Origin of the sequence: Psychrobacter sp. 5A.1 (assembly GCF_030407455.1) — a bacterium.
In the GTDB taxonomy this organism is placed as follows: Bacteria; Pseudomonadota; Gammaproteobacteria; order Pseudomonadales; family Moraxellaceae; genus Psychrobacter.
This window is the reverse complement of record NZ_JASDDJ010000017.1, coordinates 14,513-29,929: the sequence shown is the minus strand read 5'-3', so window position 1 is coordinate 29,929 and position 15,417 is coordinate 14,513. Positions and strand designations below refer to the sequence as shown.

The window sequence follows — 15,417 nt, the reverse complement described above, 5'->3', positions numbered from 1 at the left end:
ATATTCACTCAAAACAACTCATTTATCATGATTTAATCATCGGTGGTATTGGTCTCTATCCACTCTAAAATATCTTGATAAACGGTCTGTTTATCCTTTTCATGCAATACTTCATGGCGCATATTGGGATATAGCTGAATATCGACATGACTAAAATTACGCTTATTGAGACGGGTGACAATCTTGCGTATACCGCGACCCATCTCACCAATTGGGTCATCTTCACCGCTGATAAAAAGCATCGGGAAGTCTTTAGCAATGGTAGCAGCCCAGTTTTTATTCAAGCCCGTATCCATTAAGGTAAATAATGTCATAAAGCCATTATTAGTAAAGTCAAAACCAGTCATCGGATCGGCTTCATAGACTTCAATGTTTGCCGTGTTTGCACTCAACCAGGCAAACGGTGAGGACGAGTTGCGATCAGGTAGCTGGCTGTTGAGGACTTTATTCATCACCTTGGCAAATATTGTATTCGGTTGTCTTGGTGCCACTTTGGCCAGTAGTTTATTGATGGGTAATAAAACCTTGGCCAATGGGTTGGCGTTTGCAGAACCCATTAGGATTGCGCCTGTGAAATTGTGCGCATGATGCTTGAGTACATTACGCACAATAAATGACCCCATCGAGTGACCCATCACAAAATGCGGGACGTCTGGATGACGGTCTTTTAGGCTATCTGCCATCACAATCACGTCTTTCAAAAGCGACTGTACCGGATGCTCTTCACCAAAAAACCCGAGATCGGCCTCAGTTTTGATGGTCTGTCCATGACCCAAATGATCATAAGTCGCCACCGCGATACCATTGTCTGCCAAAAATTGTGCAAAATCGCTATAGCGACCGCTGTGCTCTGCCATGCCATGCACAATCAATAAAGTTGCGCTAATGTCGATGTCTTTGCGACTTGGTTCAAAAAAGTCATGATGCAAGTAGTGAATATTGTCAGAAGACAGAATGTGATCGTTACTGGTATCGATGTTGGTACTCATGTAAGGTTCCTTGATGACTTATAATTTTCGTTAATGGTTTCGATGGTTATATTCAGATGATAGGCCACGCAGAGTTACCTGTCACGCGGCTCCTATAATGTTCTATTGTACTGGGCGTTGGTAAATAATTTCACCTTATTTTATTGTTTTTATCGCTATTTTTAAAATAAGAGCAGGCCCTAGCGCAGTAAGTACTTTTGACGCTACATAAGCCATTTACGCTCTTACTGTTCGCCTGCAACAGATTTGTCTTATTTATATGATACTTTTAAATGAGTTTTTAAAGTCATTTATATCAATCAACACTAACAACAACCAACTGCCTTGATAAAATCATCTATGACAAAATTTTTACCGAAAAAAACACTACTATTGGCAGGGGCAGGTCATGCTCACATTGGCATGTTGCGCCGACTTAGCGCAGCGCGTTTAAAGAATACCGATATGACCGATGCAGACATTCACTTAATTAGTGAGCAACCGCAAACCATCTATTCTGGCATGTTACCGGGTTGGATGGCAGGGCATTATCAGCTGCATGATATCAGTATCGATATCAAATCGCTTTGTGTGCGAGCAGGCGTGCGATTCGTGCAGCAGTCACTTGTGCAAGTAAATGCAGCGTCAAATAAAGTGGTTACGACTGGCGATGAACAAACGGTTTTTAACTACGATGTCTTGTCTTTAAATACGGGCGCAGATACAGACATGCGTTGGTTACGTGGCTACAATGATCACAGAAGCGACAGTGATGTTGATGTTGGCGCTGTTAATGCCCATGCTAATACTGACGTGATTGCCATACGACCGTTATCAACATTTATCACCCAATGGCAGCGGATTTTGAAGGATGCCCAGTCATCTGAAAAGTACCAATTGGCTATTATTGGGGCAGGCGCTGCGGCCATAGAGTTGGTCATGGCAGCTCAAGTTGCACTACGGAACATCAATCGTAATCATCAGGTGACATTAGTATGCGGTGAAAATCTCTTGTCAGGGTTTAATTCGGGCTTTCGACAGCGGGTGATTAAGCAGCTAGATCGACATGGTATTACGATAATTCGAGAACGAGCGACCGATTATCGTGATGGAGAATTATTGACCACGCATAAATCATTGCCCATCAATGCGGTCATCGCTGCGACTGGCGTCATAGGGTCGGCATGGACGGCTTCTACGGATTTGAAAACCGAAGGCGATGGGTTTGTCGCGGTGAACGATAAGCAACAGAGCGTCTCTCATCCTAATGTGTTTGCGGTTGGTGATGTGGCGACACGAATCGATAAATACGTGGCGCACTCGGGGGTTCACTCCGTACATGGCGGTGCTGTCGAAGCTGATAATTTAATGGCCTATCTGAAAGATAGCGTAATGAAGAGCTATCAGCCAAAGTCACGCACGCTATACCTGCTATCGTGCGGCGATAAATATGCCATTGGTAGTTGGGGCAATATAAATCTACAAGGTCGCTGGGTATGGCATCTCAAAAAGTACATTGATAAGCGCTTCATAGAGGCTGATAAGGGTTAATGCTCATTTGGAATAAACCATAAAATCCATCTGATTAGTCATCAATGTGTATTCATAATCAGGTATGATTGATTAGATAAACCGTAAAGTAAGCAATCAGGTTTTACGTTGTAAATATTAAAAATAAACAGTAAAAGCAATGCGCTACCTTTGTTTTCTAATCTTTAATGTTACGTTGCTATCCTTTTTTAGTTGTACCGCTAACAGGGTTTTATACCATTATGAAATCAACAATTGAGTTACTTGAGCATACGGATTTTCCAGCGATAAAACGTCGTCAACTGACCATATTGCAAGTGAATATGGGCTATTTATGCAATATGTCTTGCGTACATTGTCATGTGGCTGCCAGCCCTTATCGTACCGAGATGATGTCGCGTGAATTGGTCGAGTTGATACCAGAAGTATTGCAAGCACAAAATATCGATACGCTTGATTTGACAGGCGGTGCGCCTGAGATGCACGAGGATTTTAAGTATTTGGTCAAGGCCGCTCGGGCATTAGGCGTCAAAGTGATAGACCGCTGTAACCTGACCATTCTTATGGAAGAGGGTTATGAGGATATGGCTCAGTTTTTAGCAGACAACCAAGTGGAAGTGGTGGCTTCTTTGCCTTGCTATTCCTTAGAAAATGTAGATAAGCAGCGCGGTAAAGGCGCGTTTGACGACAGTATATTGGGATTGCAGAAGCTCAATCAGTTGGGGTACGGCAAGCCTGATTCAAATTTAACATTAAACTTGGTCTACAACCCACAAGGTGCGACGCTGCCCCCCAATCAACAGCAGCTTGAAGCGGATTATAAGCGTGAGTTAAAAGCACACTTTGATATTGAGTTTAACCATCTATTTGCCCTAACAAACATGCCGATTCAGCGTTTTGGGGCGGTGCTATTGGCAAAAAAACAGTTCCACCCGTATATGGATTTGCTCAAAGCTAATTATATGGCTGCTAATTTAGCCGAGGTCATGTGCCGTTCGACCATTAGTGTCAACTGGTTGGGTGAGCTGTTTGATTGTGATTTCAATCAGCAGTTAGAGATTCCTGTCCCAAACAAGTCACGGCGACACCTAAGTGATTTGTTAACGCAAAACCCTTCTGGTGATGACATCGCCATTGCTGACCACTGCTATGGCTGTACAGCAGGACAGGGCAGTAGTTGTGGCGGCGCGTTAGAAGAAGAGGCAGTAGAACCAGCGTTAGTAGACACGCCTTAGTCGTTCTAATATAAGTACTTTTGGCATAGATAAAAAAACATAGATAAAAAACAATCAGTGTAAACGGAGTAAGCCTTATGTCGGTATTTAATTTTTCAGCGAAAACGTTGTTCGCACAACCAGTGATTGCCACGACTATTTTATTAGCAAGCGTGGCCGCTCATGCTGACTTTAATCATCAGAGTTGGGATAGTTTATTAAATAAGCATGTGACCATGACCAACGGTGGTAAAGCTTCAGTCGTCAATTATGCTGGCATGAAAGCAGATAAGAGCAAGCTGACAAGCTATCTGGAAGCGACGAGCAAGGTATCTCAATCAGAGTTCAATCGTTGGAGTAAAAACGAGCAGTTGGCATTTTTAATCAACGTTTATAACGCTGGTACGGTTGATTTGGTATTGACGAAATATCCAAACGTCAAATCTATCAAAGATATCGGCGGACTGTTTGGGTCACCATGGAAGCAAGAGTTTGTTTCGGTACTCGGTAAGACGCGCTCACTTGATGATATCGAGCACAATCTCATTCGTGGCTCTAAACGCTACAACGATCCGCGCATTCACTTTGCGGTCAATTGTGCCAGTATTGGTTGCCCAGCACTGCAAGATGATGCCTTTACTGGCAAGCGTTTAGACCGTCAATTAGAGCAGGCAACGTCTAAGTTTTTAGCAGACAGTAGTCGCAACACTCTCAAAGGCGATACGCTAAGAGTGTCACCAATTTTTAAATGGTATAAAGAAGACTTTGCAACCAACTGGCGTGGCACCAAAGATTTAGCAGGTTTTTTAGGTCGTTATAGCTCGTCATTAGGATTGAGTAAAGCTCAGACAGCGGATCTCAAACAAGGCAAGATAAAAATCAGCTACACCGATTACAACTGGAATTTGAACAAAAAATAAGCCAGTTTTTAATCTTACTCGCTGATTAACGTGACGGTATATCCATTGAACATCTCCATCTCCATCATCATTCCGATATTAAATGAAGCAGATAACTTGCCTGAGCTTATTGCTCATATTGTCCGTCTCGATCCAGCACCGCAGCAAGTGATATTGGTCGATGGTGGTTCAGTGGATGGTTCGGTTGCTATCGCCAGCAATTTGCTCAAAAGTACAGAGATTGCTCAATCAATCATTGACTGGCATGTTGTCGAATCTACGGTAGGGCGTGCACAGCAAATGAATGCGGGCGCTATGTTAGCAACAGGTGATGTGTTGCTATTTTTACATGCCGATACCGAGCTGCCAATTGATGCGACAGGTAACATTCGACAAGCAATAGCTCAGTATGACTGGGGACGATTCGATGTGCGCTTAGACAGCTGTGAGCCATTGTTAAAAATCGTCGGGTTCATGATAAATCAGCGCTCACGCTTAATGAGTATCGCCACTGGCGATCAAGCAATTTTTATCAAAAAATCCATATTCGAACAGATTGATGGCTATCCTGATCAGCCATTGATGGAAGATATCGAACTCTGTAAGCGGCTCAAGCGAATTGCTCGACCAGCTTGTCTAAAAAGTAAAGTCACGACTTCAGCGCGGCGTTGGCAGCAGCATGGCACGTGGCGGACGATTTTTTTGATGTGGCATTTACGCTTTGATTATTGGCGCAGAGTATCGCCTGACGTTTTAAAGCAACGCTACTATAAGCAGTGAGATTGTTTATTTTATAAACATGGTAGGTAAGAGCGAAAACAAACTCGTACTGATGCATTTGACCAATTGAGAGACAGTTATAGTGACAGATGATTCATCTGCAAGACCGCAAGATACCTGCATTATTCTTTTCGCAAAATATCCAGCGCGCAATAAGGCAAAAACCCGCTTGCAGCCAGCACTGGGTATAGATGGCGCTGCACGTATGGCAAGGCAACTATTACTGCATAGTATTGATCAGGCTATTGATACTGGTTTTTCCGTTGAGTTATGTGTGAGTCCAGCACCAACAGATCCATGCTGGCAGGTGCTTGATTTTCTCAACTCGTTGCGCTGGTCTGCTCAGGCCGATGGTGATTTGGGTTTGCGTATGTTGATAGCCAGTCAGCAAGCATTGCAACGTTTTAAAAAGGTTGTGTTGATTGGTACGGACTGTCCTAGTCTTACGTCAGCATGTATTCAGACAGCGGTACAGCAGCTAAATCAACACGATGCGGTTATGATTCCAGCGACTGATGGTGGTTATGTACTGTTAGGGTTTAGACAAGTTAATGAAAGCCTGTTTTCGGACATTATCTGGAGTACGGCTAGCGTGGCCACTGTGACCCAGCAGCGTATGGCGGATTTGGGTTGGACATTGGCACTGTTACCACCGTTACATGATATTGATGAGCCTAAAGATCTAGTACATTTGCCGTCAGGCTGGTTAGATTCTCACGTCAATATTAAGGTCGATAATAGCTGATAACGCTTCATTGAAAAATGGATTAATAAACTCACCAACGTAGTTGTATATTCTAAGATGATTTACTAAGAGTTTTAACCGGATTGTACATTTAATAAGGATATTGTTATGCATGACGTCGTACAAAATTACTATGGCAAAGAGTTACAGAGTACCGATGATTTAAAGACTTCGGCTTGTTGTGATATTAGTAATATGCCTGAGTGGCTCAAGCCCTTACTCGCAAATATTCACGATGAGGTATTGAATCGTTATTACGGCTGTGGTCTGGTATGTCCAGCACTGCTTGAGGGCTGCCGAATTTTAGACTTGGGCAGTGGCTCAGGCCGAGATGTCTATGCATTAGCGCAATTGGTGGGTGAGAGTGGGCACGTAGTCGGTGTGGATATGACCGATGAGCAGCTAGCGGTCGCCAAAGAGCATCAGCAATATCACATCGACAAGTTTGGTTATGACAATGTGACATTTTTGCATGGCTATATCGAGAAACTAGATGAGTTAGATCTAGCGGCTGATAGCTTTGATATTATCGTCTCAAACTGCGTTATCAATTTATCACCAGATAAAGCCGCGGTTATGGCCAGTGTGCAGCGCTTACTGAAACCTGGTGGAGAGTTTTATTTTTCTGACGTCTATGCCGATCGCCGTATCCCGCAACACCTGATCGATGACCCAGTCTTATATGGAGAGTGTTTGAGCGGCGCATTGTACTGGAAAGATTTTACCCGTTTGTCACGAGATGCAGGGTTTTTAGACGTACGTTTGGTCGAGGATCGTCCGCTTGAGATTACAGATCCTGCATTGGCGGCCAAAATTGGTGATATTCAGTTTTTCTCTGCGACTTACCGTCTATTTAAAATCGAATCACTTGAGGATGCTTGCGAAGATCACGGACAAGCGGTGATATATAAAGGCTCTATCGAGCAGTCACCGCATCGTTTTGATTTAGATAAACATCATGCTATCGAAGCTGGTCGGGTATTCCCAGTATGTGGTAACACGTTTAGAATGCTAAAAGAATCTCGCTTTGCGCCGTATTTTGAGTTTATCGGTGATGACAGTCGCCATTACGGTATTTTTGCAGGTTGCGGTGAGCTGATGCCATTTAATCAACCTATGATGCTGGCATCTGGTGCAGGTGGTTGTTGCTAACATTAAAGTAATGTATTTAGCATAAATTTAAATATACATGCTTAATTATAAAAAAGGCCATTATTTTAGATAATGGCCTTTTTTGATTCAATGGGAAACAGCACGATTAAAATTAGACCGATTAGCAGCAGTCAGTCCAAAATGGAGAGTACGTATTAAGATTACGTTAGCAAGGCGGCCAGTCTAATCTTGGTATGGTCATCCATCGCATCTATAGGCGTGACCAATGCTTGCGCGAGGGCATTATGGGCGATTGACTCAGGCAGCTCAGCGGCAATCAAAGCGACGGCTTCTTTAATCACTTTTTGAGCATTGTCCGCATTTTTCATGAGGTTTTTTATCGCATAGTCGGCACTGACGGCTTCTTCAGTCGGATGCCAACAATCAAAATCTGTCACCAGTGCCAGCGTAGCATAGGCAATACTGGCCTCACGAGCCAATTTGGCTTCTGGCATATTGGTCATACCGATAATATCTGCCTGCATTTGGCGATACCACTCCGACTCTGCCCGAGTTGAGAACTGTGGCCCTTCGATACAGACATAAGTCGCCTGTGGGTGACGGGTGCCTTCTATAATATCTGCATTGTCATAAGCACGCGTCAAGATATTTGCTAGGGCAGGACATAGTGGGTCTGCCATTGATACATGGGCGACGGCACCTTCACCGAAGAACGTACTCACTCGCTGCTTGGTCATATCAATCATTTGATCAGGCACGACCATATCTAATGGCTTAAGCGATTCTCGTAGAGAGCCAACTGCTGATACGGAGACGATGTAGCGCACGCCTAATGTTTTTAGTGCGTAGATATTGGCGCGATAAGGCACTTCGGATGGGGTCAGTCTATGGCCTTGACCATGCCGTGTCAAAAATGCGACTGTCACTCCTTCTAATTCACCCAAGACAATATCATCAGAAGGGCTGCCGTAAGGCGTCTGTATCGTAATACTGCGTTTGTTGGTCAATGATGACATTTGATAGAGACCACTGCCACCAATGATCGCAATGTCGGCAGATAACGTTGCCAGTACTTCCGTGTTAGGTATTGTCATAAGAGCTATCCGAATGGGTTGATAAAAAAGAGGCACAGACTAGGGCTATGTAATATCCTGAACCAAAAAACAGGTTAGATAAAATATAGCAGAACTTTTATGCTTATAGTTATAAATCGAAAATTACTATTAGGGTCTGTTGAACATTCAAATATTAGGGCTGCTGATTGCTAAAATTACACCAAACTAGGCGCAAACCGACGATAATGTCGAGACCTTAGCTAGGTTTGCAACAACGTTTGGGGGAATTTTAGCATCAGCCTTGAGAACGGAGCGAGCAAAGCACTGCTTTGCCCGTTCGCAAGGCAAGAGCTGTGCTCGAGTGGAGGGCAGCACTCTTTTTTGCCAATATATGGCGAAATTATTTACCCTAGAATGACTAGGCATCAAAAATTTCACTGCACATTGTCTAAAAAATAGTGACTGCCAGCACCATATTTGAATGTTCAACAGACCCTAATTACTTCTTATGAATGCTTTTTAGCGCATATCGCAAGCAAGTGACATTTCTGTAGAGGGTGATAAAGGTTTACATTAGCACTAAATTTTGTTTTAATATTTGATAAATGAAACTTTGTTCCGCATGGCAAAACATTATATCTGCTGATTGGCTAACAAAACCGTCGGCTTTTCTCAAACCGCTTCAAACATAAGGTGTTGAAAGCACGAGAGAAAATTGGCGTCGGTTTATTTATTGTCAAAATTGCTATATTATTACTCATCTGTAACGTATTAGTGTATAGACACTAATGTCATTAGATGTATTAAATCGATTACTTCAAGGATGAATTCAATGCTTAATTCTGTAAAATCTCCATTACTTTTGTCAGCGATGCTAAGCGCTACGCTCGGCCTAACGGCCTGCTCATCTCCGAGCTCAGAGAGTAGCGACAGTGCAGCAGATAGTGCTACAACGGATACGGCAGCTGCTGATACGCTTGATACCAAGTTTTTGACCATCGCCACTGGCGGCGCGTCTGGCCCTTATAACATCATCGGTACCTCATTGTCTGAAGTCTATGTCAAAACCTTTGGCGTAAACTCAAAGACACAAACCACAGGCGCATCAGTCGAAAACGTCAATCTACTGACCCAAGGCAAAGTCGACATGGTATTGGCGCTCAGTGACGTGGTCACGGATGCCGTCGAAGGCAAAAACAACTTTGACAAGCCAATCACCAACATTCAACAGATTGCTGTCCTATACCCCAATGTCGTGCAAATCGTAACGTCAAAAAAATCTGGCATCAAAAACATTGAAGACTTAAGAGGCAAGCGCATCGCTGTAGGCGATCAAGGCTCTGGCACGGAAGTGAATGCTCGAACCTTACTCGAAGGGTTTGGGATGACGTATGATGATGTCACCGTTGACTATTTGGGCTTTGCTGAAGCGGCTGATGGCATGAAAGCAGGTAAAATTGAAGCAGCATTCTTTAGTAGTGGTCTGCCAAACTCGTCTTTGATGGAGCTAGAGCAAGGGTTAGATTTACAACTGATTACCATTGATCAGGATAAGCTAAAAGAAATCATTGCGACCAAGCCTTACTTCAAGACCTTTGAGATTCCTGCTGGCACGTATGGTAACGAAGTGGCCATTCCAACCGCAGCCATCATGAATGCTTTATTGGTTAGTTCTGACTTGTCTGAGTCTGACGGTTACAAGTTGACCAAAACACTGTTTGAAAATCTAGATGGCCTAAAAACCGCTCACCAAGCCGCCAACGATATTAGCTTAGAAACGGCTCGTGAAGGTATGGTCGCCCCAATTCACCCGGGCGCTAAAAAATACTATGACGAACAAGCAGCCAAATAATTTATTAGGGTTATCGACTGGCGCAGCACTCATTGCCGCGCTGGTTTTTTGTACGCTATGGATGGGTTTTGCGCTTCAGCCTGTCGTCGAAGTGCGAGTCACAGGCGTAGAGGGTGCTGAGGACAAGGTTTGTTATTTCGTTGAGCCCGATTTTCAGCTGCGTTGGATACATTCTGTAGAAAAGCAGTGGTGGGAAGAGCAATACCAACGCATAGACGGCAGCAGTACAGAAGCCGCTGAGCTGCTACTGACCACAACCTATTTTGAAGCTTTCGGTGCGGGCACTCCCTCAACCGAAAAGCTTGCTCCTATACAAAAACCTGGCTATCTGGGTTATCAAATTGACGAAAAACTGCCTCAACTTAACTGGGTCATATCCAGATTGACCAAAGGTGAAATTGATTACGGTGGTCATCGTTTCTTGATTCACCAGTGGGTGCCAGACTATTCTGAAGTAATAATCATGCCTAAGACGTATGGTTTAATTGATAGATTCAAAAAGGACTTTTGTCATGACATCCCAAGTGACGGATCACGGTAGCGTAACTACCAAGCCAGACGCTCATGTTGATACCGACGCTGAAGCTGCGGCAATCAACAAAGCAGTATTGGAAAAATATGACCGAGAGTCAATCACGCGTCATACTACCCAAGGACCAGTAAAATATCTTATCGCTGGTATTTGTATACTCTATTCGCTATTTCACCTTTATATTACCTTTAACCCGATGCCAGCATTGCTACAGCGCTCTGTGCATGTAGGCGTTGGTTTTGCATTAATATTCTTGATTTTCCCTGCTAGCAAAAAAAGTAGCCGAAAAAATGTGGCATGGTATGACTGGATTTGGTTTGCGCTGTCGTTATCTGGCATGGGCTATCTGATTTATGAGTACCAAGATATTGTGACTTCACGCGGTGGCATGGCAAATCAGGTTGATGTGATATTTTCGCTTATTACCGTGGTCTGCGTATTAGAAGGCAGCCGCCGTATCACTGGTTGGATTTTACCGATATTGGCAGGGATATTTTTGGCCTATCCGTTTGTCAGTCATTTGGACTTTATGCCCGATAGATTATTGACTCGCCCTTACGATATGGGCGATATTTTTGGTCAATTATTTCTAAAAACGGAAGGCTTATATTCTGTTGCGATTGGTGCATCAGTCACGTTTATTTTCTTGTTCATTCTCTTTGGTGCATTTTTAGCACGCTCAGGAATGGGGCAGCTATTCAATGATTTGGCATTGGCCATCGCAGGTCACAAAAAAGGTGGCCCTGCAAAAGTAGCGGTCATCTCTAGTGGCTTTATGGGCAGTATCAATGGCTCTGCGTTATCAAACGTGGTCAGTACGGGTGCCTTCACCATTCCGTTGATGAAAAAGGTCGGCTATCATAAAGATTTTGCGGGTGCCGTTGAGGCGAGTGCTTCTGTTGGCGGGCAGATATTACCGCCAATTATGGGCGCCAGTGCGTTCATTATGGCGGAGACGACAGGGCTGCCATATAGCACGATTGCGTTGGCCGCATTATTGCCCGCGATTTTGTACTATCTTGGTGTGATTGCACAGGTGCATTTCCGTGCTGGACGCCGTGATCTAAAAGGTATTGCTAAAGAGAACTTGCCAGCGGTAAAAGAAGTATTAAAAGCCCGTGGTCATATGCTATTACCGATTGTCTTTTTGGTTTTCTTATTAATCAAAAATGTCCCTGTCGGCTATGCAGCGGCTTATACCATTGGCTTTACCGTTGTGATCAGTATGCTTCGTGCTGAGACTCGCATGGGGTTGTCTGATATCTTAGGCGCACTAGAAGATGGTGCGCGCCAGTCGCTAGCGGTCATGGCTGCTTGTGCGGTTGTCGGTATTATCATTGGGGTCGTGAGTTTGACCAGCTTTGGTACGGTGATGACGTCCTCTATTGTCACGTTAGGTGCAGGCTCATTATTCTTTACGCTCATCTTAACCATGCTAGCGTCGATGGTTTTAGGCATGGGTCTACCGTCTATTCCTGCCTATATCATTACAGCAACGATGGCGGCTCCTGCGTTGGCTGGCTTTGATATTCCAATTTTATCAGCGCATATGTTTGTTTTCTATTTTGGTATCTTTGCCAATATTACACCGCCTGTGTGTCTGGCAGCCTTTGCTGGTGCAGGTATTTCGGGCGGTGATCCGATGAAGACAGGTTTCTTATCCTTGAAGCTGGCACTGGCTGGATTTATCGTGCCATTTATGTTTATCTATAATCCAACGATGCTAATGATAGATCCAACAGGTCTGGCCGTCACGGCGAAAGATTTCCCACTGCCTCCTATTTTAGATATCATCACCGTGGTAGTCACGTCAATCACTGGTGTAATCGCCTTAAGCGCTGCGCTTGAAGGCTATTTTAGAGGCGGAATGAATACACTCACCCGTGTCATTTTGGTTGTTGGCGCATTGTTGTTGATTTATCCTGAGATTACCACGGGTATCGCAGGCGGCGTCATTGTCATTGGTATTGCTGCATTCAATATAAAAACAGCTGGAAAGCCGACGCCAACTTTAACCGTTTAAAACGTTGGGTTTAATCATTCGTAAATCTAATAAAGCTAAAAAAAAGGGTGAATAACAAATCTGTTATTCACCCTTTTTAATTCATAATATTATTGATTGGAAGTTTGATAAAGTACTATTTATTTTTTGATGGCGGCGGTGGTGGTGGCGGCGGTATTGCTGCAGGTTTAAAGTTCGTGGGCCTAGTACGTGTAACTCCTGCTAGGGGCGTTGGTTTATTTAATGACTCATTTAAGCTTTTATTTAAACTGTCAAAAGAAGGTTCACTATTATTTTTATCAGAGTTTCCTGAATGATTCATAGTTTTATCTCACATTAAATTTCAGGTTAATCGGAAGAGTCTGAGTTTTCAGCAGGCTTTATAAATTCAATCCATGCAACATATTCACTAGGTATGAGTATATTCTCGACGCCAGACATTGCAATTAACACACTTACTACTTGCTCCTCTCCTTCTATAGTTTCAGTCTTTTCACCAATCCATGAAGGGTCAGAGATATTGAAATGACCTTCTGAATGCTTAGAAGGAAACTCATCAGGATATCCGTAAATCCTTCTGCCTTCGAAAGTAGAGTCAGTTTTAGTATTAAGTATGATGTATTTGTCTGGGTTACTTTTAAATGCATAGAATAACTCAGAAACGTATGAGTGCTCCTGTGAAATTCCAAGATACCTAGATATTCTATGTATGTAATCACCATTAGATAGGTAACTAAATAATAGTCCATAAAATACTGCCAATACAAGAGAGATTATCTCTTCCGTATTGGCATAAATTTGTCCGAAAGAATAAGCTTTTCCAACAAGTAGTAGTAACCATTCAATAAAGAAAAAGCTTGATTTAATAATTACTGTGAAAATCAGAGCTTGAATAATCCTTTCAAACTGGTTATTTATTCTGAAAGGAGTAAAGCTATAGAAAATCCAAGCAGTTACAAAACCTGAAATTAAATAATTCAGTAGCTGAATAGTACCTTCTGCTAATTCACCCATGCTAAAAGTCTAACATCCAAGTTTGCCTTCTGCTGCCAATGCTTTTTTGCTACGGATTGGTGCAGGGCAGTCTTCGCCGTAATATTGACGATCGGCAAAGTAACTTGAGCGTACCATTGGGCCTGCCCAGATATTAAAGAAGCCGATTTTTTTGCCGTAGTCCATATAACGTTGGAACTCATCTGGATGAACATAACGATCAACAGGCGCATGGTTTTTACTAGGTTGTAGATACTGGCCAACCGTAATCATATCCACATTATGAGCCTTTAAGTCATCGAGCAGCGCATAAATCTCTTCTTCAGTCTCACCAAGGCCAACCATAAAGCCACATTTGGTCGCGATATCAGGACGACGCTCTTTATATAGTTTGAGCAAATCAAGTGAATGCTGATAATCAGAACCTGGACGGAATGCTTTGTATAAACGAGGCACGGTTTCGATGTTGTGGTTAAACACGTCTGGTGCTGTTTCTGTCAGCAAATCCAACGCAATGTCCATGCGACCACGGAAATCTGGTACTAGAATCTCAATCAAGCAACTCGGGCTAAGCGCTCTAGATTCATTGAGTACCTCAACGAAATGCGCAGCACCGCCATCTTTTAGATCATCACGGTCAACAGAGGTAATAACTGCATATTTGAGTTTTAGACCTTCAATTGTCTCAGCAGTATGGCGTGGCTCATCAGCATCTAGCTCATTTGGACGACCATGGCCGACATCACAGAACGGGCAGCGACGCGTACAGATATCACCCATAATCATAAAGGTCGCCGTGCCGTCAGCGAAACACTGTGGCAAGTTAGGGCAGGCCGCTTCTTCACAGACGGTATAAAGCTTTTGGTCACGCAGGGTGGCTTTGATACGAGCGACTTCGGCAGGCGATGACATTTTTACCCGAATCCAATCTGGCTTTTTCTTTGCCTCGACGGTCGGGATCACTTTAATTGGGATGCGTGCAACTTTGTCATAGCCACGTAGTTTTTCGCCTTGAATGGCTTTTTTTGGTTTGGCCTTGGCAGCAGGTATATGTGTTTGTACGGCAGTTGTCATAACGGCGTTACCTCTTAACCCTTTATGCTATAAGGGTTTATGGAATTATCAGAATGTTTTATAAGTGGCGATATTATAGCAGAAATTTGGGCGCTAGTTTTTCTAGGTGTTTGTTTTTAATCAATCTTGTTAAGACTACTATGATTTTGTTTACAACCATAGTTTTAAATATCTATGTCGATTTCTAACTCATTCAGTATATCTATGGCGGCGCGAAATGCTTCTTGGGTAGCGGGTGCGCCGCAGTAGGGCAAACTGTGCATGAGCACTTCTCGAATCTCCGCGACACTGGCACCATTATTGATAGCGCCTCGAATATGTCCTTTTAGCTCATTGGGGCTTTTTTGGGCAATTAAAAAAGCAATAGTGATTAATGAGCGATATTTGCGCGGTAATACTGAGTCATCTTGCCACGTGCTACCCCACGCATGCTCAATGATCCAATCCTGTAATGGCTGAGTGAACCCAGTCGCGCTATCAAGTGAGCGTTTGACATGTTGCTCACCCATTACCTCGGTGCGAACTTTTAGACCGTTGTCATAGTTGGCATTGTTTTCTTTATCATCCATTTTATTATCCTCACTGGCGGTTTATATGTGCTAGCTATGTATGCTAATGATATATGTATGCTAATGATATGTGCTACTTTATTAAACTGCT

General features: G+C 43.3%; 15 protein-coding genes. 10 read left to right on the top strand and 5 right to left on the bottom strand.

Features of this window, described 5'->3' with window-relative positions; translation table 11 throughout:
* Positions 1-32: 32 nt before the first annotated feature.
* Positions 33-989: an alpha/beta fold hydrolase gene (locus QL982_RS05665; protein ID WP_290164092.1), complete on the bottom strand. Its 957-nt coding sequence runs from the start codon at positions 987-989 to the stop codon at positions 33-35.
* Between the two features lie 339 nt (positions 990-1,328).
* Between QL982_RS05665 and QL982_RS05660 the strand changes: the two genes are divergently transcribed.
* The 6 genes from QL982_RS05660 (at position 1,329) to QL982_RS05635 (ending at position 7,288) form a co-directional block, all read left to right on the top strand.
* A complete protein-coding gene (locus QL982_RS05660) occupies positions 1,329-2,519 on the top strand; it encodes an FAD-dependent oxidoreductase (RefSeq protein ID WP_290164093.1) in 1,191 nt (396 codons plus the stop codon).
* 221 nt (positions 2,520-2,740) lie between these two features.
* Positions 2,741-3,733, top strand: coding sequence for an arsenosugar biosynthesis radical SAM (seleno)protein ArsS (gene arsS / locus QL982_RS05655; RefSeq protein ID WP_290164094.1), 993 nt, complete (start codon positions 2,741-2,743; stop codon positions 3,731-3,733).
* 77 nt (positions 3,734-3,810) lie between these two features.
* Positions 3,811-4,632 carry a DUF547 domain-containing protein gene (locus QL982_RS05650; RefSeq protein WP_290164095.1) on the top strand — a complete coding sequence of 274 codons (822 nt, stop codon included), beginning with the start codon at positions 3,811-3,813 and terminating at the stop codon, positions 4,630-4,632.
* 45 nt (positions 4,633-4,677) lie between these two features.
* Positions 4,678-5,391: a TIGR04283 family arsenosugar biosynthesis glycosyltransferase gene (locus QL982_RS05645; RefSeq protein WP_290190211.1), complete on the top strand. Its 714-nt coding sequence runs from the start codon at positions 4,678-4,680 to the stop codon at positions 5,389-5,391.
* Between the two features lie 82 nt (positions 5,392-5,473).
* A complete protein-coding gene (locus QL982_RS05640; RefSeq protein ID WP_290164097.1) occupies positions 5,474-6,136 on the top strand; it encodes a TIGR04282 family arsenosugar biosynthesis glycosyltransferase in 663 nt (220 codons plus the stop codon).
* A gap of 108 nt (positions 6,137-6,244) precedes the next feature.
* Positions 6,245-7,288 (top strand): methyltransferase domain-containing protein, encoded by a 1,044-nt coding sequence (locus tag QL982_RS05635; RefSeq protein WP_290164098.1) that lies wholly within the window; start codon positions 6,245-6,247, stop codon positions 7,286-7,288.
* A gap of 161 nt (positions 7,289-7,449) precedes the next feature.
* On the opposite strand, the gene mtnP is transcribed toward QL982_RS05635, so the two are convergent.
* On the bottom strand, positions 7,450-8,343 hold the full coding sequence (gene mtnP / locus QL982_RS05630; protein WP_290164099.1) for an S-methyl-5'-thioadenosine phosphorylase: 894 nt from the start codon (positions 8,341-8,343) through the stop codon (positions 7,450-7,452).
* Between the two features lie 793 nt (positions 8,344-9,136).
* Here mtnP and QL982_RS05625 point away from each other — a divergent pair.
* From QL982_RS05625 to QL982_RS05610, 4 genes are all read left to right on the top strand, one after another.
* Entirely contained in the window at positions 9,137-10,156 is a 1,020-nt protein-coding gene (locus QL982_RS05625) for a TAXI family TRAP transporter solute-binding subunit (protein WP_290165884.1), read from the top strand.
* On the top strand, positions 10,134-10,697 hold the full coding sequence (locus QL982_RS05620; RefSeq protein WP_290165886.1) for a DUF1850 domain-containing protein: 564 nt from the start codon (positions 10,134-10,136) through the stop codon (positions 10,695-10,697). Before QL982_RS05625 ends, QL982_RS05620 begins: the two co-directional genes overlap by 23 nt.
* Complete coding sequence (locus QL982_RS05615; protein ID WP_290165888.1) at positions 10,669-12,711, top strand: TRAP transporter permease; 2,043 nt, start codon at positions 10,669-10,671, stop codon at positions 12,709-12,711. Before QL982_RS05620 ends, QL982_RS05615 begins: the two co-directional genes overlap by 29 nt.
* Positions 12,712-12,815: 104 nt before the next feature.
* Positions 12,816-13,007 (top strand): hypothetical protein, encoded by a 192-nt coding sequence (locus QL982_RS05610; RefSeq protein WP_290190210.1) that lies wholly within the window; start codon positions 12,816-12,818, stop codon positions 13,005-13,007.
* Between the two features lie 31 nt (positions 13,008-13,038).
* Here the strand turns inward: QL982_RS05610 and QL982_RS05605 are convergent, their stop codons facing one another.
* The 3 genes from QL982_RS05605 to QL982_RS05595 form a co-directional block, all read right to left on the bottom strand.
* Positions 13,039-13,704, bottom strand: coding sequence for a DUF6338 family protein (locus tag QL982_RS05605; RefSeq protein ID WP_290164506.1), 666 nt, complete (start codon positions 13,702-13,704; stop codon positions 13,039-13,041).
* A 9-nt stretch (positions 13,705-13,713) separates the two neighbouring features.
* Positions 13,714-14,757 carry a lipoyl synthase gene (gene lipA, locus QL982_RS05600; RefSeq protein WP_290164507.1) on the bottom strand — a complete coding sequence of 348 codons (1,044 nt, stop codon included), beginning with the start codon at positions 14,755-14,757 and terminating at the stop codon, positions 13,714-13,716.
* Positions 14,758-14,921: 164 nt separating this feature from the next.
* Positions 14,922-15,326, bottom strand: a complete 405-nt coding sequence (locus QL982_RS05595) for a carboxymuconolactone decarboxylase family protein (protein WP_290164509.1) — start codon at positions 15,324-15,326, stop codon at positions 14,922-14,924.
* Positions 15,327-15,417 lie beyond the last annotated feature (91 nt).

Excerpts from the sequence above, each read along its gene's own strand:
- QL982_RS05635 (WP_290164098.1), top strand. The coding sequence starts at position 6,245 with ATGCATGACGTCGTACAAAATTACTATGGCAAAGAGTTACAGAGTACC.
- QL982_RS05620 (WP_290165886.1), top strand. The coding sequence starts at position 10,134 with ATGACGAACAAGCAGCCAAATAATTTATTAGGGTTATCGACTGGCGCA.
- QL982_RS05665 (WP_290164092.1), bottom strand. The coding sequence starts at position 989 with ATGAGTACCAACATCGATACCAGTAACGATCACATTCTGTCTTCTGAC.
- QL982_RS05615 (WP_290165888.1), top strand. The coding sequence starts at position 10,669 with ATGACATCCCAAGTGACGGATCACGGTAGCGTAACTACCAAGCCAGAC.
- QL982_RS05650 (WP_290164095.1), top strand. The coding sequence starts at position 3,811 with ATGTCGGTATTTAATTTTTCAGCGAAAACGTTGTTCGCACAACCAGTG.
- mtnP (WP_290164099.1), bottom strand. The coding sequence starts at position 8,343 with ATGACAATACCTAACACGGAAGTACTGGCAACGTTATCTGCCGACATT.
- QL982_RS05605 (WP_290164506.1), bottom strand. The coding sequence starts at position 13,704 with ATGGGTGAATTAGCAGAAGGTACTATTCAGCTACTGAATTATTTAATT.
- QL982_RS05660 (WP_290164093.1), top strand. The coding sequence starts at position 1,329 with ATGACAAAATTTTTACCGAAAAAAACACTACTATTGGCAGGGGCAGGT.
- QL982_RS05595 (WP_290164509.1), bottom strand. The coding sequence starts at position 15,326 with ATGGATGATAAAGAAAACAATGCCAACTATGACAACGGTCTAAAAGTT.
- QL982_RS05625 (WP_290165884.1), top strand. The coding sequence starts at position 9,137 with ATGCTTAATTCTGTAAAATCTCCATTACTTTTGTCAGCGATGCTAAGC.
- lipA (WP_290164507.1), bottom strand. The coding sequence starts at position 14,757 with ATGACAACTGCCGTACAAACACATATACCTGCTGCCAAGGCCAAACCA.
- arsS (WP_290164094.1), top strand. The coding sequence starts at position 2,741 with ATGAAATCAACAATTGAGTTACTTGAGCATACGGATTTTCCAGCGATA.